Below are 25,335 nucleotides of genomic sequence, written 5' to 3'. Positions count from 1 at the left end.
GAAGGTGGCGATGAACGGGAAACATGGTGCAATCCTCGCCCTTATGCTGGCGTCTGCGGCGTGGTCGCAGACGGGAACGGCTTCGGCCCAGACGGCCGCAAAACCTTTGATGGCGAACCTGTTCGCCGATCACGGCGTGCTGCAACGGGATCGCCCGATCTCGGTCTGGGGCGACGCCGCGCCGGGCGAGACCGTCAGCGTCACCTTGGGGGATGTGCAGGCGCAAGGGGTGGCGGACGCCGTCGGGCGTTGGCGCGCCGCCTTGCCGGCCCAGGGCGCCGGCGGCCCCTATGTGCTGACCGCGCGAACGGCGGCGGGCGCGGTCCAGTCGGCGCAGGACGTGATGGTCGGCGACGTCTTTCTGTGTTCAGGCCAGTCGAACATGGAGCAGCCGATCCGCTACGCCCAGCGCGCGTGGGACCCGGTCGCCACCGCGGCGGATCGTCAAATCCGACTGCTGACCGTAGCGAAGGACAGCGCCGTCCAGCCGCTGGACGCCCTGCGTCATCCCGTGTCGTGGAGCGAGGCCACGCCCCAGACGGTGGAGGAGTTCTCCGCCGTCTGCTTCTTCTTCGGCCAGTCTCTGCGTCAAAAGGAAGATGTGCCGGTCGGGCTGATTTCGGACTCCTGGGGCGGGTCGTCTCTTCAAACCTGGATCGACGCGGATCGGCTGAAGGCCACGGGCCGGTACGACGCCCGGCTGGCGGCGTTGAAGACGTACGCCGACGATCGTCGTTCAGGTGTCGTGCAGTGGATGAACCTCTGGCAGGACTGGTGGGTCGAAAAGGTCGGGGATCGGCCATGGCGCGATCGGGGCGGAGACTGGGCGCCGGCGCCGGACATGACCAAGCCATGGGAGCAGTGGGGCGTGCCTGCCCTGGCCCAGTTCGACGGCATGGTCTGGTATCGGCTTGAGTTCGACCTGACGCGCGCGCAGGCGGCGTCGGGCGTCAGCCTGTCATTGGGCATGGTGGACCAGATCAACCTGACCTGGATCAATGGCAAGCCTGTCGGGGCCGGCGAGCCGGGAGAGCAGAACTACAGCGTGCCTGAAGGGATATTGAAACCCGGCCGCAATGTGCTGGTCGTCAACGTCATGGACAGCTGGGGCGATGGCGGCGTTTTCGGCCCGTCCGAGGCCAGGGTGCTGAAGACGGCGGACGGGGCGAGTGTGCCGTTGGATCCGTTCGGCTGGCGCTATCGTCAGGTTTCGCCCGAGGTCAAGCCGGCGCCGCGCGCGCCGTGGGAGGCGCTGTTCGGTCTTTCCACCCTGTCGAACGCCATGATCGCGCCATTGCACGACTATGGTTTGAAAGGCGTGCTCTGGTATCAGGGCGAGTCGAACGTCGCCTATGAACAGGATAATTACGCCCAGGAGATGGGCGTGTTGATGTCCGACTGGCGGGCGCGACTGGGCCAGCCGGAGCTGCCTTTCCTGATTGCGCAACTCGCGAACTTCGGCCGCCTTCAGGACGAGGGCGGCGGCTCGGGCTGGGCCGAGGTGCGCGACGCCCAGAGAAGGGCCGTTGAAGCGGACCCTCACGCGGGTCTGGCCGTGACCATCGATCTGGGCGACCGTCACGACATTCATCCCGGTCAAAAGCGCGAGGTCGGGCGTCGTCTGGCGCGCGCGGCCGAGGCGGTCATCTATGGTCGGGACGGCGCAAAGGCGGGGCCGGCGGCGGTCTCGGCTTCGCGCGAGGCCGACGGGCGCATCCGCGTGCAACTGCGCGACGCCGTCGGACTGCGCGCTGTCGGCAGCCCCGGGGTGACGGGGCTGGAGCTTTGCAGTCCGGCCGAGCACGATTGCCGCTACGCTGTCGGCCGCGTCATCGACGGCGCCGTGCTGATCGAGCCGATGGGGGCCGAGCGTCAGGTGGTGCGTTACTGCTGGGACGACGCCCCGATCTGCAATCTGTTCGACGCCGACGACCTGCCGCTGGGACCGTTCCGTCTTGCCGCCGCGCGATGAGGCTGGACGTTCTCAATCGTCGCGAGACGATGCTGGGCCTGACGACGGCGATGGGGCTGAAAGCCTTCGCGCCGGGGTCTGATCGTCGCCTTCGTTACCCCTCGCCGTCGGCGGAGGCCAAGGCGCTGTACGGGTTTCTTTGGGGCATCTACGGCGTCCACACCCTGACCGGGCAGCAGGAGCAGAACTTCACCTCCGCAGGGCCGGGGCAGGAGCTGGCCTATCTGAAACGTGTGACGGGTCGCCAGCCGGCCTTGCTCGGCTTCGACTACATTCACCCCGACGAGAACGCCGCCGTCAACGAGCGCGCCATCGCCTGGGCCCGTTCAGGCGGCATAGTTTCCATCTGTTGGCACTGGGGCGCGCCGGGTGGACCGCCGGGTTACGAGGCTTCCAAGGCTGACTTCGACCTGGAGGCGGGATTGACGCCCGGCACCCCGGAAAACAAGGCGATGCTGCGAGACATGGACGTGGTCGCCGACCTGTTGAAAGGCCTGCGCGATGCGGGCGTGCCGGTGCTGTGGCGGCCGTTGCACGAGTTCAGCGGCCAGTGGTTCTGGTGGGGGCGTCACGGCGCCGAAGGGTTCAAGGCTCTGTGGCTGCTGATGCAGGATCGCTTCACCCAGCTGCATCGTCTGGACAATCTGATCTGGGTGCTGGGTTGGGCGGGCCAGAACGTGGATCCAGCCTTCTATCCGGGGCGCGCCCACGTCGACATCGTCGGAGCCGACATCTATGTCGAGGACGACGGCAATCTGGCGCCCATGTTCGCACAGGTGAAGGCGATCGTCGGGAACTCCGTTCCTATCTGCCTGCACGAGAACGGGCCGGTGCCGGACCCCAGCCGGCTGGGACCGGACGCCGATTGGCTGTGGTTCATGACCTGGCACACCGAATGGTTGGAATCCGACACCCTCAATCCGCCGGATCGACTGCGCCGAGCCTATGCGTCAGACCGATACCTGACACACGACCAACTGCCGATCGACTTCCTGACCCGTCGCCGGCTGGAGGCGCCCTTTTATCCCTCAGCGCGGCGTAATTCTTAGGGCCGCGCCGCCGCTGGGCTGCAGATTCAGCGTCAGGGTCGTCGTCGCATCGACGCCCTGGGTCGAGATGTTCGTGCGGTTCGGCGCGTCGCCGTCGGCATAGAGCGTCGCCTCGAACCGACCACGTCCCAGGAAGTCCAGCGGCAGGCTGACCGTCCGGCCGTCGGTGTTCGTCATGGCCCCGACGTACCAGTCACGTCCCTTGCGACGCGCCAAGACAATGGACTGTCCGAGCTCGCCGCCGAGGAAGCGCGTCTCGTCCCAGGTCGTCGGAACCTGGGCGATAAAGGCCGTTTCCGGCTGGCGGGCATAGGCGTCCGGCGTGTCGGCGACGGTCTGCAGCGGGCTTTCATAGACGACGAACATCGCCAGGCCGTGCGCCCGCGTGGTCATCACCGTGGGCAGCAGGAACCTGTCGCGGAATGTCTCCGGCGTCTGATTGTCGAACCCGCCGGGCGTATAGTCCATCGGTCCCAGCAACATGCGGGTATAGGCCAGGGTGACGTTGTGCCCGGCCGTGATCCGGCTGGACCATTTGTTGTTCTCGGCCCCCAGAACCCCTTCTTGGGTAATGAAGTTGGGGTAGGTTCGGGTCAGGCCGGTCGGATGGAAGGCGCCGTGCAGATTGACCATCAGTCGATGCTGCGCGGCCTGGCTCAGCAGCCGATGATACCAGTCGACCATTTGTTGATCGTCGCGGTCCATGAAATCGACCTTGATCCCGGCGATTCCCCAGGCTTGATATTGCGCCAGGGCGGCATCGAACTGGGCGTCCAGCGCCTTCCAATTCAGCCAAAGAAACAGTCCGACGCCCTTGGCTCGGCCGTAGGCGACCAGTTCGGGAATGTCGATTTCCGGCACGGTGGCGGTCACGTCCACGCCGGGCCGCACGACCCCGCCGCCGCCGGCGCCGCGATACCAACCCTCGTCTATGGTCACGTACTGCAGACCATTGGCGGCCGCGAAGTCGATAAAGGCCTTGAAGGTGGCGGTGTTCATGCCGCTGTCCGGCACAGCCTCGATCAGCCCGCCGTTCCACCAGTCCCAGGCCGACTTGCCCGGCTTGACCCAGCCGGCGGCGAATGTCGCCGGCGCGCTCAAGTCGGTGATCAGGGTGGACTCGATTAGATCGCCAGCCTTGTCGCCGATCATGACCACCCGCCAGGGCGTCTCCAGATCCTGTCCGAGTCGCGCCGTGGCCACGACGGCGGGGGCGTCAGTGGGGGCGTCCAGACGAGGCGCCAGTTTGGCCTGAACCCCAAGACCGCCGTCGCCGCGTCCCGACAGATAGAGGCCGGGATAGTCTTTCAGGTCCGCCTCGGCGATGGCGAACGCCGGACCACCCGCTGCGGTTTCGCACACCAGCGGCGCGTCGAAGGCGTTGTATTCGCGGATATGCGAGGCCGGCAGCGGATCGAACTCCCCCTCGTGGCTGGAGTTGAACCGACCCAGGTTCAGGCCCCAGCAGGTATAATCGGCGGGGAAGGCGAACTGGGTGTTCTCCGACACCAGGCCCAGTGGCGCGTCGCCCGACGGCGCCACGCGATAGCGGAAGGCCACCCCGTCGTCATAGGCGCGCAGAATGAGCTGTATCGCTGGCTTGGCGTCCGTCGTGGGGGCGCTCAGCGTCATCTCGCGCCAAGCGGATCGGACATGCGAGGTGCGACCCAGCAGGGCGTAGTCGTCGATGCCTTCTCTGACCGCGTCTGCTGTGAAGAGGGCATCTCCAACATTGATCCGACGTTCCAGGGTTAGGCCCAAACCCGACGGGCTGATGACGACCCGTCCGTCGCGAAGCACGGATAGCGCGGACTTGCCGTCGGCCAGTGTGACCTGAATCGATAACCGACCATTGGGCGACGTCAGCTCCGCCTGGCCGTCAGCGGCCATAGTAGGAGCGGCAGAGGCGAAGACGGCGCCTGCGCCGACGCAGGCCAGCAAGCCGCACAAGCGAGAGTTCATCTGACGGTACTTATCCCTGAGTGTTCTATGTCATCTTGGCATGAGGGACTTACGCGCCTGCTTGAGCGTCGCGCCAAGCTCTCACGAAAGCCGCCGCCTGATGACCGACCTGTTCGGCTGACTGCCCCGGCTTGAACACGGCCGAGCCGATGCCGAAGCCGGAGGCGCCGGCGGAGCGCCAGGCGGCCATGCTGTCGGGATCAACGCCGCCGACGGGGTAGATCCGGGTGGCGGCGGGCAGGACGGCGCGGACGGCTTTGAGGCCTTTGGGGCTGGCGACCTCGGCAGGGAAGAGTTTCAGGGCGTCGGCTCCGGCGCCCAGGGCGGCAAAGGCTTCGGACGGCGTGAAGAAGCCGGGCAGGGACAGCAGGCCCAGGGTCTTGGTCTCGGCGATCACCTCGACATTCGTATTGGGCGAGATGATCAGCTGGCCGTCGGCGTCCGCTACCTCTCGCGCCGCCGCGACGCTCAGCACCGTGCCTGCGCCGACCAGGGCGCGGCCGTCAAGGGCTCCGCGCAGGCGACGGATGCTCTCCAGCGGTTCGGGCGAGTTCAGCGGCACTTCCAGACAGCGGAAACCGGCTGCGACGATGGCCTCGCCGATCTCGACCGCCTCGTCCGGCTTTAGGCCGCGCAGGATGGCGATCAGCGGGAGGGCGTCGAGGCTTTCGATAGAAACTGGAATCATTGGGATACGGCCTCGTGAATGCGCCACAGACCCTTGGCGGTGGCGGCGGCGCCGTCCGCAATGCGGACATCGTGAAAACCGCCCTGCGCGAGGGCGGCGGCGTAGCGGCGGCTGAGCGCCTCGGCGCCGATCAGGATGATGGGGCGATGGTTGGCGTCGGCCTGAGCCGCGACCTCGGCCCCGATCAACAGGCCGGACAGATAGTCGGCCGAGGACGCGGGCGAAAGGCGTCCGGACAAGCCTTCAACCCGCACCGAGAACAGGGCGGCGGTGACGGCAGGGTCGAGCAGGGATCGCTCGACGCCAGCCGCGAAGGCGTCGTCGTCCACGCCCGGCTCGCCCATGTCGGCGCCCAGAATGGTGCCCTTGCGGATGGCGGCGAACAGTTCGCCGGTCATGAAGGTTCGGAAATTCGTGATCCGGCTCCCTGCGGTGCGAATCCATTTGCTATGGGTGCCGGGGCCGACGACGACGGCGTCATCGGGGGCATCCAAGCCGAAGACCTGGGTCTCCTCGCCGCGGATCACGTCCTGAAGTCGGCCGTCCTCGAACACGGCGACCCCGGGCACGATGGAGACGTGGCGCGCGTCGTCGGGACTGGCCACGCCTCTCGCCAGATCGGCGACGCCGGCGGGGCAGGGCAGATAGGCCATCTCGCACCACCGGCCCCGCGCCCCGGCCATGCCGCTGATCAGGACGGGCAGGCGGTCGTCCAGCCAGTCGCCCGCGACCGCGTTCAGCACGTGGTGGAACTGGTTCGGCGACAGACCGCCCGCGCCGCGCGGGTCTGAGCGGCTGTCCAGCACCGCGCCGCCCTGGGCGATCCGCATGACGCGCAGATTGCTGGTGCCCCAATCGACCCCGATCAGTCCGGTCGCTGAACTCACCTCACCACCAGATCGTATAGACCAGGATCAGGAAGGCGATCACGCCGACCGCCGCCAGGTTGAAGCCCAGCGAGGTCTTGTAGCTGATCTGGTCCAGCTTGATCTTCATGGCGTCAGGCTTGGCCGGGACCAGCAGGGACACGATCACCGCCGCGATCAGCGAGACGACGAAGACGACGCCGACCCGGTTCATGAAGGGGAAGATGAACTGACCGGTTTCCTGCAGCCACCAGAAGATGGCCGACAGCACGACAGAGCCGATGGCGGCGGTCAGTGCGCCGGCTTCGGAAGCCCGCTTCCAGAACAGGCCCAGCATGAAGATGACCACGATGCCGGGGGTGAAGAAGCCGGTGAACTCCTGGATGAACTGGAACGCCTGATCGAAGCCGCCCAACAACGGACGGGCGGTCAGAATGCCGATGACGACGGCGGCGACGGCGGCGATCCGGCCGACGGTCACCAGCTGATGTTCGGGCGTGTCCTTCTTGATCTTGGCGTAGAGGTCCAGGGTGAAGATGGTCGAGATCGAGTTCACCTTGGAGGCCAGCGAGGCGATGATGGCGGCAATCAGGGCGGCGAAGACCAGACCCTTCAAGCCGACCGGCAGCAGGTTCATCATGGTCGGATAGGCTTGGTCCGGCGCCGACAGATTGGGCGCTAGGATCAGCGCCGCCATGCCCGGCAGCACCACGATCACCGGCATCAGCAGCTTCAGATAGGCGGCGAAGGCGATGCCCTTCTGGGCTTCCGGCAGCGACTTGGCCGCCAAGGCGCGCTGGATGATGTACTGGTTGAAACCCCAGTAGCTGATGTTCATCACCCAAAGGCCGCCCAGCAGGACGGCGATGCCCGGCAGTTCCTGATAATGGGGATTGTCCTTGGACAGGATCATGTCGAACTTGTCCGGGAACTGGGTGATCAGGGTATGGAAGCCCGCGACTACACCGCCCGCGCCGCCGATGGTCGACAGGGCGATGAAGCCGATGATCAGGCCGCCGCAGACCAGCAGGGCCACCTGCACGATGTCGGTCAGGGCTACGGCCTTCAGGCCGCCCCACAGCTGATAGGCTAGGGCGAAGACGCCGATGGCGACGATGGCGTAGTCCTGGTTGAAGCCGGTGACAGTGTGCGCCGCGATGGCGCCTAGCCACAGGATCGAGGTCACGTTCACGAAAACGTAGAGCAGCAGCCAGAAGACGGCCATCACATTGCGGATCGTCGGCCCGTACCGCTGCTGCAGGAACTGCGGCATCGTCACGATCTCGTTGCGCAGGAAGATCGGCAGGAAGAACTTGCCCACGATCAGGAGGGTCAGCGCCGCCATCCATTCATAGGAGGCGATGCCCAGGCCGATCACATAGCCCGAGCCGCTCATGCCGATGATCTGCTCGGCTGAGATGTTGGCGGCGATCAGCGAGGCGCCGATTGCCCACCACGGCAGGCTCTTGGACGCCATAAAATAGTCTGTGGAGGTCTTCTGCTCGCCCGCCTTGCTGCGCGAGACCCACTGGGCCAGTCCGAAGATGAAGATGGCGTAGATCGTCAGAATCGCCAGATCGATGCCTGCGAGCGACATGGTGCATTTCCCCGATGCGGCCCGTTATCGAGCTTGGTTCAAAGCCTAGGCGAGCATCCACCCTGTCGCAATGGATTTTTTATATGCGCTGACGCATTTTACCTGCGATAATGAGTAGGCCGTTCGCCGCTTCGGCTTCCATCGCGGCGGCGGCAAGGGCAAGGTTAGGCCCGAGTGACAGGATTGCCATGACCGACCAAGACGCCGTCGACGACCGCAAATACCGCGCGCCTGCGTTGGAGAAGGGCCTGGACGTTCTGGAGTTGTTGTCGGCCCAAGGTGAGCCGATGACGCCTTCGCAGATGTCCGTCACCCTGGGACGCTCGGTCAGCGAACTGTTCCGCATGATCCAGGTTCTGGAGTTTCGCGGCTATATCGAACAGTCGACCGACGGCTATCGCCTGACCAATCGTCTGTTCACGCTCGGCATGACCCAGGCGCCGATCAAGTCGCTGGTCGATGTCGCCATGCCGGCCATGCGCGATCTGGCGTCGTCGACGATGCAGTCCTGCCATCTGGTCGTGCCGTCCGGCGACCAGATCGTGGTCATCGCTCGGATCGAGAGCCCCGGCGACCTCGGCTATTCGGTGCGGATCGGCTACCGGCGCAGCATACTGCACGCCACCTCGGGGCTGATGTTCTATTCGCGAGCGAACGCGCGAGCCCGCAAGTACCTGCATGACATCCTGGCCGCCCAGTTCGGCCAGCCGGCTGTGGAGGCGTTCGCGGAGCGTTCCCAGGCGATGACGCAAGGCCTCTATGTCGAGCGGGCCAGCGATTTCGTGAAGGGTGTTACGGACCTCGTGGCGCCGATCATGGGATCCGACGGGATCATCGCCACCCTGATCACGCCTTTCATAGAACAGGCCCCGATGACCTGCACAAAGGACGATGCGGCTGCGCTTCTGGCGCGGGCCGCTGAGGTGATCTCGGACCAGATGAGCGCCGTATCCCAGGCTTGATCCAATCTTCGCTGTTTTTTGTTGACGGCAACAAGTTTCATTTGTGAAAAGACCTTGGGCCGCGTAGACGGCCTCCGGCCTGGGGAGGCCCGCATCCATGGCTGCCATCTACTCCGATCTGAAGGGCAAGACCGTCGTCGTCACCGGCGGCGCCGGCGGCATCGGCGAGAGCATCGTTCGGGCCTTTCATGCGCAGGGTGCGCGAGTCGGGTTTCTGGACATTGACACGGCGCGCGGCGCGAAACTTCAGGCCGAGTTGGGGCAGGGCGCGCTATTCGTCGCCTGCGACCTGACCGACATTCCGGCGCTGAAGGCCGCCATCGCCACGGTGCGAGACGCCTTTGGTCCCATCGACATCCTGGTCAACAACGCCGCCCACGACGAACGTCACGCCACGCTGGAGGTGACGGAAGAGTACTGGGACGGCCGAATGGCTGTGAACCTCAAGCACCAGTTCTTCGCCGCCCAGACGGTACTTCCCGACATGAAGGCGTCGGGCAAGGGCGCGATCGTCAATCTTGGCTCGACCTCCTGGGTCATTGGCCAAGGCGGTATGCCGGCCTATACGGCCTGCAAATCGGCGGTAATCGGACTGACCCGTTCGCTGGCCCGCGATTTCGGCCAGTTCGGCGTGCGGGTGAACGCCGTCGCGCCCGGCTGGATCATGACCGAGCGCCAACTGGAGCACTGGGTCACGCCGGAAACCGAAGAAGAGATTTACGCCAACCAGTGCCTCAAGCGCCGGCTTGTGCCGGACGACATCGCTCGCGTCGTCGTCTTCATGTGCTCGGACGAGGCGAGGGCGATCACCAATCAACACTATGTCGTCGATGGCGGCTGGACCTGAAATGACCGACACCTCCAAGACCGCAAAGCCGCTCCGCAGCCGCGCCTGGTTCGACAATCCGGAAAACCCGGACATGACGGCGCTGTATCTGGAGCGCTATCTGAACTACGGCCTGACGCGCAAAGAGCTTCAGTCGAACAAGCCGATCATCGGCATCGCCCAGACCGGCTCGGACCTGTCGCCCTGCAACCGCCACCACCTGGTCCTGGCTGAGCGTGTGCGCGAGGGCATCCGCGAGGCGGGCGGCATCGCCATGGAGTTCCCCGTCCATCCGATCCAGGAGACCGGCAAGCGTCCGACCGCCGGTCTGGACCGCAATCTGGCCTACTTGGGTCTGGTCGAGAGCCTCTACGGCTATCCGCTGGATGGCGTCGTCCTGACCATCGGTTGCGACAAGACCACGCCTGCCTGCCTGATGGCGGCCGCCACTGTGGACATTCCCGCCATCGCCCTGTCGGTCGGCCCCATGCTGAACGGCTGGCACAAGGGCGAGCGCACCGGCTCCGGCACCATCATCTGGAAGGCGCGCCAGATGATGGCGGCCGGAGAGATCGACTATGACGGCTTCATCGAACTGGTGGCCTCGTCCGCCCCGTCGGTCGGCTATTGCAACACCATGGGCACGGCGACGACGATGAACTCGCTGGCCGAGGCGCTGGGCATGTCGTTGCCCGGCTCGGCCGCCATTCCGGCGCCGTATCGCGAGCGCGCCCAGGTCGCCTATGAGACCGGCCTGCGGATCGTGGAGATGGTGCGCGAGGATCTGAAGCCGTCGGACATTCTGACCAAGGAAGCCTTCCATAACGCCATCGTCGTCAACTCCGCCATCGGCGGCTCGACCAACGCGCCGATCCACCTGACGGCTCTGGCCCGCCACGCCCACGTCGACGTGCCGCTGCAGGATTGGCAGACCCAAGGGCTGAAGGTGCCGCTGCTGGTCAACCTGCAGCCGGCCGGCGAGTATCTGGGCGAGGACTATTTCCATGCCGGCGGCGTGCCCGCCGTGGTGTCCGAACTGATGAAGCAGGGACTGATCAATGAGGGCGCCCTGACCGTGACCGGCAAGTCCATCGGCGAGAACTGCAAGACCGCTGAAATCCACCTGCCCGACGTCATCAAGACCTTCGATGCGCCGATGAAGACCGACGCCGGATTCGTCGTCTTCAACGGCAATCTGTTCAGTTCGGCCATCATGAAGCTGAGCGTGATCTCGGACGAGTTCCGCGAACGCTACCTGTCGAACCCCGAAGACCTGAACGCCTTCGAAGGCCCGGCCGTCGTGTTCGACGGGCCCGAGGATTATCACCACCGCATCGACGACGAGAGCCTGGGCATCACCGAACAGACGCTGCTGTTCATGCGCGGCGCCGGCCCCATCGGCTATCCGGGCGCGGCTGAGGTCGTGAACATGCGCCCGCCTGCATACCTGATCAAAAAGGGCGTCAGCGCCCTGGCCTGCATCGGCGACGGGCGCCAGTCCGGCACCTCCGGTTCGCCCTCGATCTTGAACGCTTCTCCGGAAGCGGCGGCGGGCGGCGCCATCGCCCTGCTGAAGACGGGCGACCGGGTCCGCATCGATCTGAATACCGGCCGCGCCGACATCCTGATTTCGGACGAGGAATTGGCCCAGCGTCGCCAGGCGTTCGAGGCGGCAGGCGGCTACAAATACCCTGCCTCACAGACCCCTTGGCAGGAGATGCAGCGCGACGTGGTCGGCCAACTGGAAACCGGCGCCGTGCTGGAGCCCGCCGTCAAATACCACCGCATCGTCGATACGATCGGCCTACCGCGCGACAATCACTGAACAAACCGCCGCCGCCCTATTGCAGCGGCGGCGCCTTGCAGTTAGCGGCGATGAAGGCCTCGTGCGTCGGCATCCGCGCCACGCCCTGCTGGATCATCGCCTTCATCTTCTGCAACCATTGCTGGACCTGCTCCAGAGGAATGGTCTCCGTGATCGGATCATGCCGCTCGGGTATGACGCCCTGGCCCAGCAGCTCGGCGATCCAGCTCGTCTCCTGAAACAGCTCGTCCTCATATCGGAAGATGCGGCCCCGGCTGCGGAACTGCTCCATCTTCTGCTTCAGCGTCTCGGGAATCGGCATGGCCCGCACGTGGCGCCACAGGGGCGAGTCGTCGCGCGCTGTGGCATGATAGTGCAGGATGATGAAGTCGCGGATGCGCTCGGTCTCCAGCCGCATCATGCGGTTGTAGTTGTCGATATCGGCCTGGGCGAAGCCGGTGTCGGGGAAGTGCAGCAGCAGTTTGGATATGCCCGACTGCACCAGATGGATGCTGGTCGATTCCAGCGGCTCCAGGAAGCCTGAGGCCAGGCCCAGGGCCAGACAGTTCTTGTTCCAGGTCTTCTTGCGGCGACCGGTGGTGAAGCGCAGGAAGTTGGGTTCGGCCATCGCCTCGCCGTCCAGGGAGGCGCGCAGCTTGGCCTGGGCCTCGTCGTCAGAGATGTAGGGGCTGCAATAGACATAGCCATTGCCGGTGCGGTGCTGCAGCGGAATGCGCCAGCGCCACCCCGCCTCCAAGGCCGTCGATTGTGTATAGGGCGTCGGATCGCCGACCCGGGTGCAGGGCATGGCCACAGCACGGTCGGCCGGCAGCCAGTGGGTCCAGTCCTCGTAGCCCGTCTTCAGCGCCCCTTCGATCAGCAGGCCGCGGAAGCCCGAACAGTCGATGAAGAAGTCCGCCTCCAGCTCGCGTCCGTCATCCAGTCGCACCGACTGGATAAAGCCGTCGCCGTCGCGCAGGCGTACGTCGGCGATCTTGCCCTCGTGACGCACGACGCCGTTCGCTTCGGCGCGTTTACGGAGGAACCTGGCGTACAGGCCGGCGTCGAAATGGAAGGCGTAGGTCATCTGCGAGGCGGCGCCGCGCGGATCGGTGTCAGGCCGGGTGAAACGGCCCATGCGCGCCGCCATGGTCGGAATGGAATAGGCGTCCAGATCGCCGTCCAACCCCGCCTTATTCAGCCTCAGCCAGTATTGGTGGAAAGCGGCGGCGTCGATGCGCGTGCCGTAGGTTCCGAACGGGTGGAAATAGCTCCGGCCCTTCTGGAACCAGTCGTTGAACTGGATGCCCAGCTTGTAGGTGGCCTGGGTGGCGCGGACGAATTCGTTCTCGTCGATGCCCAGCAGTTGGTTGAATAGCAGGATCGGCGGGATCGTGGCCTCACCGACGCCGACCGTGCCGATAGCCTCGGACTCGACCAGTTCGACCTTCACCGTGCCGCGCGTGACGTGCGCCAGCGCGGCGGCCGCCATCCAGCCGGCAGTGCCACCCCCGACGATCAGAATACGCTTGAGCGGGGCAGGGATCATCGTGTGTAACCGGTGAAGGTGGTGGAGTGGTCGGGCAGGGCGGCCGCCGCCCGTGCGATCAGTTGCGCGAACTGACGCGCCTGTTGATCCACTGTCTCTAGATCGTCGATACAGGCCAGGGGCGACGCCCTTTTCGGCCACGTGTCCAGCCCGGTGAACACCGCAGCCCAGCTGTCTTCGCGGAAAGACTCGTCTGCCAGCAGGCCGACCTCTCCGCGCGCGCGGAACAGTTCGATCTTCTCCATCAGCGTGTCAGGCGGCGCCGTCTCGCGGCATCTGTGCCACATCGCGCCTGCGCGACCGGCCAGATGATAGTGCAGGATGATGAAGTCGCGGATGCGCTCGAACTCCTGGGCTGAGCGTCGATTGTATTCGCGGATCAGGGCCGGATCGAAGCTGCGGTCGGGGAACATCTCTAGCAACCGCCCAATGCCGGTCTGGATCAGGTTGATGCTGGTAGACTCCAGCGGTTCGACGAAGCCGGACGCCAGACCCAGCGACACCACATTGCCCTTCCAAGCCTCGCGTCGCCGCCCGGTGACGAACCTCAACCGATTGGGCTCAGCCAACGGCTCCGATTCGATCTGGCCCAGCAGGTCGTCCAGCGCCGTCTGGTCGTCCACATGGGCGCTGGAATAGACATAGCCGTTGCCGACACGGTGCTGCAGCGGGATGCGCCACTGCCAGCCGGCCTCACGCGCGCGGGCGGTCGTGAACGGCTCCGGCGCCAGGCTGGACGCGCACGGCATCGCAACGGCGCGGTCGCACGGCAGCCACTGCGTCCAATCCTCGTAGCCCGCTTGCATCGTCTGTTCGATCAGCAGGCCTCGGAAACCCGAGCAGTCGATGAACAGATCAGCCTCGACCTCGCCGCCGTGTTCAAGCGTCACGGTCCGCACCAGACCCGTCTCGCCGTCGCGATCCGCGCCCGTGATCCGCCCCTCGCGCCGAACGACGCCAAGCGTCTCCGCCAGCGTCCTGAGCCGCCGTGCGAATAGGCCCGCGTCGAACTGATACGCGTACGAATAGTGAGACAGCACCGAACGGCTGTCGTCGACCGGCGGGGCGAACTTGCCGGCGCGGGCCATGGCAGTGGGCATGGACCACGCGTCCAGCGTGTCGATTCGGCCGGCGGCCTTCAGGCGAAACAGATACTGCCGCCAGGCCTGTCCGGCGACCGTGGGCCCGTAGTCGCCGAAGCCGTGGAAATACTCCGAACCCGGCGCAGTCCAGTCCTTGAAGGCGATCCCCAGTTTGGCGGTCGCGGCCGTCGAGCGGATGAAGTCCTCTTCGGACAGTCCGATCATCTGCACGAACTGACGGATCGGCGGGATGGTGGCTTCGCCGACGCCGACCGTGCCGATCGACTCCGACTCCACCAGGGTGATCTTTAGGGACAGCCCGTTGCTGCGGGTGAACGCTTTGCCCAGCGCGGCGGCGGCCATCCAGCCGGCCGTCCCGCCGCCCACAATCGCGATGTGGCGCACCGGTTCCGTCTGGTCGCTCATGCCTGCTCCCTGTCGCCCGCTGGCCGCGGATCCTGTGTCGCCATCTAATAGCCGGGGATCATCATTGCGCTATTGTGGTAGCGCTAACAGAAAATGCTTTTCAGCACATGAAAACTTGTGCATCCTTGAAAGGTGATCGTCTCATCGAACGATGGGTGGGTTCACGTCGGGAGGGATGTCGCCCTACGTCGTTGATAAGCGGCGGGCGCGACCAGCAGGAAGGTTCTGAGACCGATGTCTCGTCAAAATCACGTTCGTCGCGTCGCTCTGCTGTGCGGCGCATCCTTGCTTACGGTCGCGGCATCGCTGCCGACCGCTGTCTTGGCTCAAGAGGCTCCGGCTCAGTCGGACGAGGCAACGACTGTCGATGAGGTCGTCGTTACCGGCATCCGCGCGCAGCTTCGTTCGGCCCAGGCCATAAAGAAGACGTCCGAGGTCATCGTCGACTCCGTGACCGCCGTCGACATCGGCGCCCTGCCTGACCGTTCGGTGTCGGAGGCCCTGCAACGCATTCCTGGCGTCACCCTTCAGCGCACGAACGCTGCGCGCGACCCGGCCCGTCTGGCGGCAGAGGGCGGCGGCGTCTTTATCCGCGGCCTGTCCTGGGTTCGCTCGGAAACCAACGGCCGCGACATCTTCTCGGCCTCCAACGGTCGCGGCCTCAGCTTCGAGGACGTATCGGCGGATCTGCTGGCCGGCGTCGACGTCTACAAGAATGTCGCGGCGAACATGATCGAGGGCGGCATCGCCGGCACGACCAATCTGCGGACGCGCGTTCCCTTCGACAACAGCGACCCGCTGTTGGCGATCAACGCCGACTACAACTATGGCGACCTGTCAGAGCGTGGCTTCTGGTCCGGCAGCATCCTGGCGACGGACCGTTGGCAGACCGGCATCGGCGAGATCGGCCTGCTGGCCAACGTCAGCGTGTCAAACGTCGGCAACCGCACGGATTCGATTTCGGTCGACCGCTATGATCCCGTGACGCTGGATGCCAGCAACGCCAGCACCGACGGCTCCGGCACGGCCGGCGAGACGGTCTTCGTGCCCAAATACCTGGGCTGGCGCACCATTGATTGGGAGCAGAAGCGCACGGCCGTGGCCCTGGCCGCGCAGTGGCGCCCGAACGATCAGTGGCTGTTCACTCTGCAGGGTCTGGCTTCGCAGGCGGACGCCTACAACGTCGAATATGCGCTGGGCACCGACAGCATCGTCTCGCCTAACTCTAGCTATCGCTATGATGACCAGAACGTCTTCCTGAGCGGCAACATCCCGGCCGCGACCTGGAACACCGACACCCGCGTCGGCGACGACACCAAGAAGACCAGCGATGTCGCGCTGAACTTCCAGTACACGCCCGGCGGGGCCTGGTCGTTCTCGGGCGATCTGCAATATGTGAAGTCCTCGGCCGAAATCTATTCGATGACGGCCTTCACCCAGCTTCAGAACCGGCCGGACCTGTCGATCACCATCGACGGCGATCTGCCGACCGTGACCTCCACCGGCGGCACGCCCGAAGACAAGTCCGCCTATTGGTGGGCGGCGGCCATGGATCACATCGAGGACAACGAGGCCGACGAACTGGCCGGTCGTCTGGACGCCCGTTACGACTTCGACGAGAATTCGTCCTTCTTCAAGTCCGTCGCCTTTGGCGTTCGCGGCACCGAGAAGAACTACACCAATCGCCAGACCGGTTATAACTGGGGGCTGCTATCGAACCAGTATTGGGGCAACGGCGGCGGCGCGGTCGTCTATCTGGACGACACGGGCTATCCGGGCGGCACGCAGGACCCGCGTCTGCCCAATTCGTCGACCCTCTATCGTTTCGACAACTTCTTCCGGGGCGACGCGCCGGTTCCGGGCGTGGCATGGTTCCCGGCTGAAAGCCTGCTGAACCAGGGCACGGCCTATGCCTACGACATCCTGCGCAATACCGAGAGCTCGGGATGGGGTTGGACGCCGCTGAGCGACGACTATGAAAGCTACCGCCTTGGCGGCGGCAACGGCGGCATCACCGAGCTGACCGAGAAGACGCAGGCGGCCTATGTCTATGCCCGCTTCGGCAATGACACGGGCTTCTTCGGCCGCGCCTTCGACGGCAACATCGGCCTGCGTGCGGTCGACACCAAGACCACGTCCAACACGGTCACCACCCTGCCGTCTATCCAGGGATCCTGTCCGCCGGCCAACGCACCCGGCGCAAACTGCGCAGCCTTCAATCAGGCCGTTCAGTTCGTGAACGGCGGATCGCTGGACGGGCAGCCGGTCGAGAGCAGCTACACCAACTGGCTGCCCAGCCTGAACCTGCGTGGGTTCCTCAGCGACACCCTGCAGGCGCGCTTTGCGGTGTCGCGCGCCATGGTGCGGCCCGAGATGTATCAGCTCCAGCCGTTCACCAACCTGTCGATCAACTTCCAGCCTGACGGCTACACGCTGAACCCGACAACGCCCTTCACCGGCGTGGGCGGCAATCCGGCCCTGCGTCCGATCACGGCGACCAACTATGACGCCAGCCTGGAGTGGTATTTCGCGCCCACCGGAAGCCTGACGTTCGCGGCCTTCCACAAGGACATCAAGGACTACATCTTCACCGGCACGGAAACGCAGTCGATCACCAACGGCGGCGTCACCTACGACTTCCTGATCACGCGCTACACCAATGGGGCGAAGGGTACGGTCGATGGATTCGAACTGGCCTATTCGCAGTTCTTCGACTTCCTGCCGGGCGCTCTCAGCGGCCTCGGCTTCCAGGGCAACTTCACCTACATCAGCTCGGACGGCGGCAAGAACACCAGCCAGAACATCCTGGACACGACCCAGAACGGCGCCGCCGCAGACAGCACCCTGCCGCTCGAAGGCATGTCCCGCACCAGCTACAACGCCGCTATTCTGTATGAAAAATATGGCATCTCCGCGCGCCTGGCCTACAACTGGCGCGAGGAATATCTGCTGACGACCTCGGCGGCGAACGTGAATGCGCCGGTATGGGCCAGCGACTACGGCCAACTGGATGGTTCGATCTTCTATAACCTGACCAAGGACATCAAGATCGGCGTTCAGTCGACCAATATCTTGAACGAACGGACGGTGCTGAAGGTGGGCAGCGAGACCCGCAAACCGCCCTATAACTGGGTCGATACCGACCGCCGGATCGCGGTGGTGCTGCGCGCCGCCTTCTGATTCGGCTTTGACAACGGGGCGTCGGCGGTCGTCGGCGCCCCGATCTTTTTCTTGTCGACGTTGGGAGGCGGCGATGGGCTATTTCACACGCGGGCTCGCCGCAGCCTTTTCTGCTGCGGTTCTGGTCGCCGCAGCGGCCTCGCCGGTTCTGGCCCAGTCGCCCATTCCGCAACTGGTCGAGCGAAATGGCCGCCACGCCCTGATGGTGGACGGCGCGCCCTTCATCATCCTGGGCGGACAAGTCAACAACTCGTCCAACTATCCCGCGCCTTTGGCTCAGGCCTGGCCGGCGCTGCGTTATATCGGCGCCAATACGGTCCAGATTCCGCTGGGCTGGGAGCAGATCGAGCCGGAGGAGGGGCGTTTCGACTTCTCCTTTGTCGATCACGCCATAGAGCAGGCCCGCGCCAATGACATCCGCGTGGTCTTCCTGTGGTTCGCCACCTGGAAGAACACGGCCCCCGCCTATGCGCCAGCCTGGGTCAAGCTGAACCCGCAGCGTTTCCCGCACCTGATCGAGAAGAGCGGCAAGGAAAGCTACGCCCTGTCGCCTTATGGGGCCGAGACCTTGGCCGCCGACACCCGCGCCTTCGCCGCCCTGATGCGTCACATCCGTCAGGTGGACGAGCGCGAACGCACCGTGATCATGGTCCAGCCGGAGAACGAGGTCGGCACCTACGGCCCCGTACGCGACTATTCCCCCGCAGCCCGCGCCGCCTTCGACGGCCCCGTGCCCCAAGCCTTGCTGGACCGCACCGGCAAGGCGCCCGGAACCTGGTCCGCCGTCTTCGGTAAGGATGCGGACGAGTTCTTCCACGCCTGGTCCATCGGCCATTACGTCGGCCAGGTCGCCGCCGCCGGCAAGGCGGAATATCCGCTGCCCATGTACGTCAACGCCGCCCTGCGTGACCCCACGAACCACCAGGATCCCGCCACCTACGCCTCTGGCGGCCCGACCTGGAACGTGATCGAGGTCTGGCAGGCCGCAGCCCCCTCCATCGATTTCCTGTCGCCCCACATCTACACGCGCAAGTCCAGCGAATATGAAGCGCATCTGGATCGCTACGCCCGGCCCGACAACGCCCTGTTCGTCGCCGAGACCGGCAGTGACGCCCAGTACGCCCGTTATCTGATGGAGACGCTGGGGCGGGGCGGCATCGGCTTTTCGCCCTTCGGCATCGATTACACCGGCTATTCCAACTATCCGCTGGGCGCCAAGGAAATCACCGAAGAGTCGCTCAAGCCATTCCGCGATCTGTATCGCCTGATCGGACCGTGGCAGCGCACCTGGGCGCGCCTCGCCTTCGAGGGGAAGGTGTGGGGCGCCGCCGAACCCGACGACCGAAAGCCCGAGGTCATCGACCTGGGCGACTGGACCGCCACCACCGGCTATCAGCGCTGGCAGTTTGGCACGACCGATCAGCCGATTGATCCGAACGACGTGCCCGCCGCCTCGGCCCAGCCGAACGGCGCCGTCGCCATCGCGGAGATCGAGCCGGGCCAGTTCATCCTGGCCGGCCACCGCATCCGCATCGACTTCGCCGCCAAGCCCTCGACCGACGGCAAGCGCCGCATGGTTCTGCGCGTCGAGGAAGGCCATTTCGACGACGCCGGCAAATGGGTGTTCGAACGCATCTGGAACGGCGATCAGGTCGACTACGGCCTGAACTTCTCCACCGACCGACCGCAGCTGCTGCGCGTCGTCACCGCCACCTACTGAAATCCTGCAAGAGTTGAAGCGAGCGCCCGCCATGATCCCGACCCTCGCCCGCCGCCTGTTCTTGGCCGCCCTGATGACTGCACCCCTGGCTGCCTGCGCCGGTCAGGGTCTGATGGACAGCGCCTCCGCCGGCGCCATCCAGCAGGCGGCGTTCGAACGCACCGCCAGCGGCATCGTCGTCACCCCGACCGAAGGCGCCGCCCGGCGCGTGCGGCTTGAGGTCTATGGCCCTGAGACCATCCGCGTCACGGCGACCGAAAACGCTGACTTCAACCTGCCCGCCAGCCTGATGGTCACGGCCCAGCCCTCGACCACGACGCCCTTCCATGTCGAGACGCGCGGCGATGTGGTTCTGCTGAAGACCGCCGAGGCGACCGCAGAGGTCTCGCGCGAGACCGGCGCCGTCCGCTTCCTCGACGAAAACGGTCAGGAGGTGCTGAAGGAACGTCCCGGCAGCCGCGAGCTGAGCCCTGTCACCGTCGAAGACCAGAAGGGCGACCACCGCTTCCTGGCCACGCGCCAGGTCTGGGAAAGCCCGGCCGACGAGGCCTTCTACGGCCTGGGTCAGCACCAGCAGGGCGTTATGAACTACAAGGGCCACGACGTTCAGTTGGCCCAGCACAACATCGACGTCGGCATTCCGTTGGTCGTATCGAGCCGCAACTACGGCGTCCTGTGGGACAACAACTCGATCACCCGCTTCGGCGATCCGCGCCCTTACGGAATGATCGCCGACCAGTTCATCGTGCGCGACGCCACGGGCCGGTTCGGCGGCCTGACCGCCAGCTACTATCAGAACGACCAGCTCAAGGTTCAGCGCCAGGAGACCGAGGTGAACTACGAGTTCATCCGCGAATGGTCGCGCTGGCCCGAAGGCTTCAAGTCTCAGCCGGGCCAGCCGGTCCAGACCGGCGACATGGGCAAGCCCGGCCAGGCCGGCGTCAAGGTGGTCTGGGAAGGCACGCTGGAAACCGCGACCCCCGGCCTGCACAAGTTCCGCCTCTATTCTTCCGGCTACGCCAAGGTCTGGATCGACGGTCAGCTGGTCGAGGATAACTGGCGCCAGAACTGGAATCCGTTCGATCACGACTTCCAGGTTCAGATGGCCGCCAATACGCGCGTGCCGGTCAAGATCGAATGGATCCCCGAAGACGGCTATATCTCCCTGCGCCACCAGGATCCGCTGCCGGCCGCCGATCAGGGCGCGCTCAGCCTGGCGTCGGAAGTCGGCACCGCCATCGACTACTACTATATCGGCGGCGATGATCTGGACGGGGTGATCTCCAACTATCGCGGTCTGACCGGCAAGTCGGTGATGCTGCCCCGCTGGGCCTACGGCTTCTGGCAGAGCCGCCAACGCTACAACACCCAGGACGAGGTGACCGGCGTGGTCCGTCGCTATCGCGAGCTGGGTCTGCCGATCGACAACATCGTCCAGGACTGGTTCTACTGGCCCGAGAACGCCTGGGGCTCGCACCAGTTCGACCCCGCGCGCTTCCCCAACCCGACCCAGATGGTCAAGGACGTTCACGACATGAACGCCAACATCATCATTTCGGTCTGGCCGAAATTCTATCCGACGACAGACCACTACAAGCAGCTGGATGCCATCGGCGGCATGTATACCCGCAACGTCGATGTCGGCGCGCGCGACTGGGTGGGACCCGGCTACGCCAACAGCTTCTACGACCCCTATCTGCCCGCCGCCCGCGACTTGTACTGGAAGCAGATGTCGGACAGCTTCAAGGGCATGGGCTTCGACGGCTGGTGGCTGGATTCGGTCGAGCCGGACATGCACTCCAACCTGGACATCCCCGAACGGACCCTGCGCATGGGGCCGACGGCCATCGGTCCGGGCGCCTATGTCTTCAACTCCTATCCGCTGATCAACGCCGAGAACGTCTACAAGAACTTCCGGCGCGAGAAGGGCGACGAGCGGACCTATATTCTGACCCGTTCGGCCTGGGGCGGTCTGCAACGCACAGGCTCGACCCTGTGGTCGGGCGACGTGGTGGCGCGCTGGGACAATCTGAAAGATCAGATTTCGGCGGGCGTGAACACGGGCCTGTCGGGCCTGGCCAACTGGACCCACGACATCGGCGGCTTCGCGGTCGAGGCGCGCTATTCCAACCCCGCCGGCATGAAACCCGAGGATCAGGCCGAATGGGACGAGCTGAACCTGCGCTGGTTCCAGTTCGGGGCCTGGTCGCCGATCTTCCGTTCGCACGGCGAGTTCCCGCTGCGCGAGGTCTATAACCTGGCCCAGCCCGGCACGCCGCTGTATGACGCCTACGCTGCCCAGCTGCGCACCCGCTATCGACTGATGCCCTACATCTACAGCCTGGCCGGCGACGTCTATCAGCGCGACGCCACCATCATGCGCGGCCTGGTCATGGACTTCCCGTCCGACCTGAAGGCGCGCGACATCAACGACCAATACCTGTTCGGCCATGCCCTGCTGGTCGCCCCGGTGACGGAATACAAGGCTCGCAGCCGCTCGGTCTATTTCCCGCAAGGGGCCGACTGGTACGACATGCTGACGGGCCAGAAGTACACCGGCGGCCGCTCCGCCACGGTCCAGGCGCCGGAAGAGAAGATCCCGGTCTTCGTCCGCGCCGGCTCCATCCTGCCCACCGGCCCGGCGATCCAGTACACGGCCGAGAAGCTGGACGGGCCGCTGACGCTGATCGTCTACACCGGCGCCAACGGCTCCTTCTCGCTCTATGAGGATCAGGGCACGACTTACGCCTATGAGCGCGGCGAGTTCTCGAACATCCCCATGACCTGGAACGACGCGACCGGCGTCCTGGCCATCGGCGCGCGGACGGGTTCGTACCCCACCATGCCGGCGAACCGCACCATCAATGTGCGCTTCGTCAGCGGACCGGGGGCCGATGTCGGAAACTTCGACGCCCAGCCCGCAAGGACGATCCAGTATTCGGGCCAGCCGGTAGAGGTTCGCCGCTAGGGCCGTCCACGATCTGAGTCCTTGTCGTTCTGAACCGCTCGTCCTTCCATTCAGGAGCCGCCATGCGCTCGTTCTTGTTCACCGCCGTCGCGGCCTCCGCTCTGATGGGCTCGTCGGTGTCGGCTCAGGCCACGACGCAAGTTCAGGGCCAGGCTGCAACGACCCAGGTTGCTGGCTCCAGCCTGCTCGATCCGATGTTTCAGGACCACGCCGTCCTGCAACGCGGGCGCCCGATCAATGTGTGGGGCAGGGCCGCGCCCGGCGCCGCCGTCTCCGTCAGCCTCGGCCAGGCTCAGGCTCAGGCTCAGGCTCAGGCGACCGCCGGCCCCGACGGCGTATGGCGCGCCAGTCTGCCGACCCAGACCGCCGGCGGCCCCTACGTCCTGACGGCCCAGTCGGGCGGTGCGACACAGAGCGTTTCGGATGTCATGGTCGGCGATGTCTGGCTGTGTTCGGGCCAGTCGAACATGGAGTTCGCGGTTCGTCAGGCGACGAATGCGGAGACCGAGATCGGCGCCGCCAACGACGCCGGGATCCGCCTGTTCCTGGTCGGTCGATCCAGCCTTCCGGCGCCGTCCTCGACACCCCGCACGGTTGGCCAGTGGCGTGTCACCAGCCCGCAAAGCGTGCGCGATTTCTCGGCCGCCTGCTATTTCATGGGCCGCGATCTGCGCCGCACCGAGGACGTGCCTATCGGCTTGATCGCCGCCTCTTGGGGCGGGTCGATCATCGAGGACTGGCTCAGCCGCGACGCCGTCGAAAAGCTGGGCGAACATCAGCAGGCGCTGGACGCCCTAGACGCCTACGCCCGCGATCCGGCTCAGGGCGACGCCGTCTGGCGCCGCGTCACCCAGGCCTGGTGGACCGCCAACGATCCTGGCACGAAGCAAGGCTGGAACCTGCCGCGCGGGAACGACGCCGACTGGGCGCCCATTCCGGCCGAGGGGTTCTGGGAGTCGACTGTTCCGGGCCTGGCCACCTTCGACGGCATCGTCTGGCTGCGGACAGAGATCGAGCTGACCGCCGCCCAGGCCCGTCAGGCGGCGACGCTGGAGCTGGGGCCAGTAGACGACGCCGACGTGACATGGGTCAATGGCCAATACATCGGCGGCCAGCAAGGCTGGGACACGCCGCGCACCTATTCGGTTCCGGCCGGTACGCTGAAGGCGGGCCGCAATCTGATCGCGGTCGGCGTGCTGGACACCAACGGCGGCGGCGGCGCCTGGGGGCCGGCGACGAACAAGCGCCTGGTGCTCGCAGACGGCACGGCGGTCAGCCTGTCCTCGGGCTGGCGTCACCGCGTCGCCGCGCCCCTGGGCGACCTGCCCAATCCCCCGCGCACCCCCTGGATCGGCGGCAGCGGCACGACCACGCTCTATAATGGCATGATCGAACCCCTGGGCGCTTATGGCCTGAAGGGCATGGCCTGGTATCAGGGCGAGTCGAACGTCGGCGACTCTGTCGGCTATCGCCGCCTGCTGCCCGCCCTGTTCGCCGACTGGCGCGCGCGGTTCGAAAATCCCGAGATGCGGATGCTGGTGGTGCAGCTGGCGAACTTCGGCCCCATGGCCAGCCAGCCGAACAACTCCTGGTGGGCGGCCCTGCGCGAAAGCCAGCGCACGGTCGTCAACGCCGACCCTCTGGCAGGTCTCGCCGTCGCCATCGACATCGGCGACCGCTACGATATCCATCCCACCAACAAGCTGGAGGTTGGCCGCCGTCTGGCGCTGGAGGCCCGGCGCCTGGACGGTCAAATCCAGCCCGTCTCGCCGCAGCCGGTGTCCGTGACCCGCGCAACAGACGGCGTCCATATCCGCTATGCCGCTTCGGCGCAGTTGGTCGCCTACGGTTCGAACCGGCCGGTCGGGTTCGAGCTGTGCGGGTCCGACAACGCCTGCCGCTTTGTCGATGCGACCCTGGCGGGCGACGAGGTGGTGCTGACCACTGCGATAGCCTCGGATCTCAAGGTCCGCTTCTGCTGGGCCGACAGCCCGGTCTGCAATCTCTATGGAACCGCCGGTCTCCCGGCGGTCCCGTTCGAGGCCGATATCCGCTGATTAGGGTTCTGCGGCAGGCGCGCCCGGTGATAGTCCGGGCCGAAGTCGAACAGCAACGCCGGTCCCAGCTCCAGCGTCTGCACGGCCTGACCCATCTGCAGAATGATGCTGCTCTGGCCAGGGGCGACGTCCTTCGGGGCCACGCCCGAGGCGTAGAGCATCGTCCAGCCTTCTCCGACAGCGACGTTCGACGCCTGCGCCAGCGCGACCTTCGGCTCACCCTGCGCCTCCAGCAGGATGACGGGCATACGGGTCGCGGTCTGGCCCTCGGGCAGCTTGCTCGCACGGACCCACACGCCCAGCAGCAGAACATCGCCGGCCTTGATGGCCCCGCTGTTGGTCATCACAGCCCCGACCGACCAGGGATCGCCCGCCCGTTTGACATCGATGGTCAAGGCTTTGCCGCCGGTGACACCCTGAACATCGTGCGGCGTCGGATTGGGCGTCAGACCCCACGTGTTCCAGTTCTGCACGAAGGGCGAGTTGATCAGCTTGTCGATCATGCTGGCGCGAGGCGTCTCCGGTGCGGGCGCTATCTGGGCCAGGACGGGCGTGCCGAGCGACAGGCCGATGCCCATGCCCATGCTCAGGGCGATGACTGCAGTCTTCATGGCGATTTTCCTCCCT

16 protein-coding genes are annotated in these 25,335 nt (G+C 65.5%); 9 read left to right on the top strand and 7 right to left on the bottom strand.

Annotated features, from left to right (window positions below; all coding sequences use genetic code 11):
* Positions 1-10: 10 nt before the first annotated feature.
* Together LG306_RS14345 and LG306_RS14340 are read left to right on the top strand one after the other, a co-directional pair.
* Positions 11-1,972, top strand: a complete 1,962-nt coding sequence (locus tag LG306_RS14345; protein ID WP_404415848.1) for a sialate O-acetylesterase — start codon at positions 11-13, stop codon at positions 1,970-1,972.
* A complete protein-coding gene (locus LG306_RS14340) occupies positions 1,969-3,021 on the top strand; it encodes a glycosyl hydrolase (protein WP_404415845.1) in 1,053 nt (350 codons plus the stop codon). The genes LG306_RS14345 and LG306_RS14340 overlap by 4 nt, the downstream gene beginning before the upstream one ends.
* Here the strand turns inward: LG306_RS14340 and LG306_RS14335 are convergent.
* Genes LG306_RS14335 through LG306_RS14320 form a run of 4 tightly spaced genes read right to left on the bottom strand, consistent with a single transcriptional unit; the run spans position 3,001 to position 8,134 of the window.
* Positions 3,001-4,983: a glycoside hydrolase family 97 protein gene (locus LG306_RS14335; protein ID WP_404415842.1), complete on the bottom strand. Its 1,983-nt coding sequence runs from the start codon at positions 4,981-4,983 to the stop codon at positions 3,001-3,003. The two genes, LG306_RS14340 and LG306_RS14335, sit on opposite strands and share 21 nt — an antisense overlap.
* A gap of 49 nt (positions 4,984-5,032) precedes the next feature.
* Positions 5,033-5,671 carry a 2-dehydro-3-deoxy-6-phosphogalactonate aldolase gene (locus LG306_RS14330; protein ID WP_404415839.1) on the bottom strand — a complete coding sequence of 213 codons (639 nt, stop codon included), beginning with the start codon at positions 5,669-5,671 and terminating at the stop codon, positions 5,033-5,035.
* On the bottom strand, positions 5,668-6,558 hold the full coding sequence (locus LG306_RS14325; protein WP_404415836.1) for a 2-dehydro-3-deoxygalactonokinase: 891 nt from the start codon (positions 6,556-6,558) through the stop codon (positions 5,668-5,670). Before LG306_RS14325 ends, LG306_RS14330 begins: the two co-directional genes overlap by 4 nt.
* Before the next feature lies 1 nt (position 6,559).
* Positions 6,560-8,134: a sodium/sugar symporter gene (locus LG306_RS14320; RefSeq protein WP_404415833.1), complete on the bottom strand. Its 1,575-nt coding sequence runs from the start codon at positions 8,132-8,134 to the stop codon at positions 6,560-6,562.
* Positions 8,135-8,322: 188 nt separating this feature from the next.
* On the opposite strand from LG306_RS14320, the gene LG306_RS14315 reads away from it, so the two are divergent.
* The 3 genes from LG306_RS14315 (at position 8,323) to LG306_RS14305 (ending at position 11,747) form a co-directional block, all read left to right on the top strand.
* On the top strand, positions 8,323-9,096 hold the full coding sequence (locus tag LG306_RS14315) for an IclR family transcriptional regulator (protein WP_404415830.1): 774 nt from the start codon (positions 8,323-8,325) through the stop codon (positions 9,094-9,096).
* A gap of 97 nt (positions 9,097-9,193) precedes the next feature.
* Positions 9,194-9,943, top strand: coding sequence for an SDR family NAD(P)-dependent oxidoreductase (locus LG306_RS14310; protein WP_404415827.1), 750 nt, complete (start codon positions 9,194-9,196; stop codon positions 9,941-9,943).
* Between the two features lies 1 nt (position 9,944).
* Positions 9,945-11,747, top strand: a complete 1,803-nt coding sequence (locus LG306_RS14305; protein ID WP_404415825.1) for an IlvD/Edd family dehydratase — start codon at positions 9,945-9,947, stop codon at positions 11,745-11,747.
* Between the two features lie 16 nt (positions 11,748-11,763).
* Here LG306_RS14305 and LG306_RS14300 read toward each other — a convergent pair whose 3' ends face one another.
* Both LG306_RS14300 and LG306_RS14295 read right to left on the bottom strand, forming a co-directional pair.
* Positions 11,764-13,275, bottom strand: coding sequence for a tryptophan halogenase family protein (locus LG306_RS14300; RefSeq protein WP_404415822.1), 1,512 nt, complete (start codon positions 13,273-13,275; stop codon positions 11,764-11,766).
* Positions 13,272-14,783: a tryptophan halogenase family protein gene (locus tag LG306_RS14295; protein WP_404415819.1), complete on the bottom strand. Its 1,512-nt coding sequence runs from the start codon at positions 14,781-14,783 to the stop codon at positions 13,272-13,274. Before LG306_RS14295 ends, LG306_RS14300 begins: the two co-directional genes overlap by 4 nt.
* A 234-nt stretch (positions 14,784-15,017) precedes the next feature.
* Between LG306_RS14295 and LG306_RS14290 the strand changes: the two genes are divergently transcribed.
* The 4 genes from LG306_RS14290 (at position 15,018) to LG306_RS14275 (ending at position 24,708) form a co-directional block, all read left to right on the top strand.
* Positions 15,018-17,963, top strand: a complete 2,946-nt coding sequence (locus tag LG306_RS14290) for a TonB-dependent receptor (protein WP_404415817.1) — start codon at positions 15,018-15,020, stop codon at positions 17,961-17,963.
* Positions 17,964-18,036: 73 nt separating this feature from the next.
* A complete protein-coding gene (locus LG306_RS14285) occupies positions 18,037-19,683 on the top strand; it encodes a DUF5597 domain-containing protein (RefSeq protein ID WP_404415814.1) in 1,647 nt (548 codons plus the stop codon).
* A 31-nt stretch (positions 19,684-19,714) separates the two neighbouring features.
* Positions 19,715-22,651, top strand: a complete 2,937-nt coding sequence (locus LG306_RS14280; protein WP_404415811.1) for a TIM-barrel domain-containing protein — start codon at positions 19,715-19,717, stop codon at positions 22,649-22,651.
* Positions 22,652-22,713: 62 nt separating this feature from the next.
* A complete protein-coding gene (locus LG306_RS14275) occupies positions 22,714-24,708 on the top strand; it encodes a sialate O-acetylesterase (RefSeq protein ID WP_404415808.1) in 1,995 nt (664 codons plus the stop codon).
* Here LG306_RS14275 and LG306_RS14270 read toward each other — a convergent pair.
* Positions 24,657-25,319, bottom strand: coding sequence for a hypothetical protein (locus LG306_RS14270; protein WP_404415805.1), 663 nt, complete (start codon positions 25,317-25,319; stop codon positions 24,657-24,659). The two genes, LG306_RS14275 and LG306_RS14270, sit on opposite strands and share 52 nt — an antisense overlap.
* Between the last annotated feature and the right edge of the window lie 16 nt (positions 25,320-25,335).

The sequence above is a fragment of the Brevundimonas vesicularis genome (assembly GCF_044807075.1).
Classification (GTDB): Bacteria; Pseudomonadota; Alphaproteobacteria; order Caulobacterales; family Caulobacteraceae; genus Brevundimonas; species Brevundimonas vesicularis_G.
This window is presented reverse-complemented; position numbering and strand designations above follow the sequence as displayed.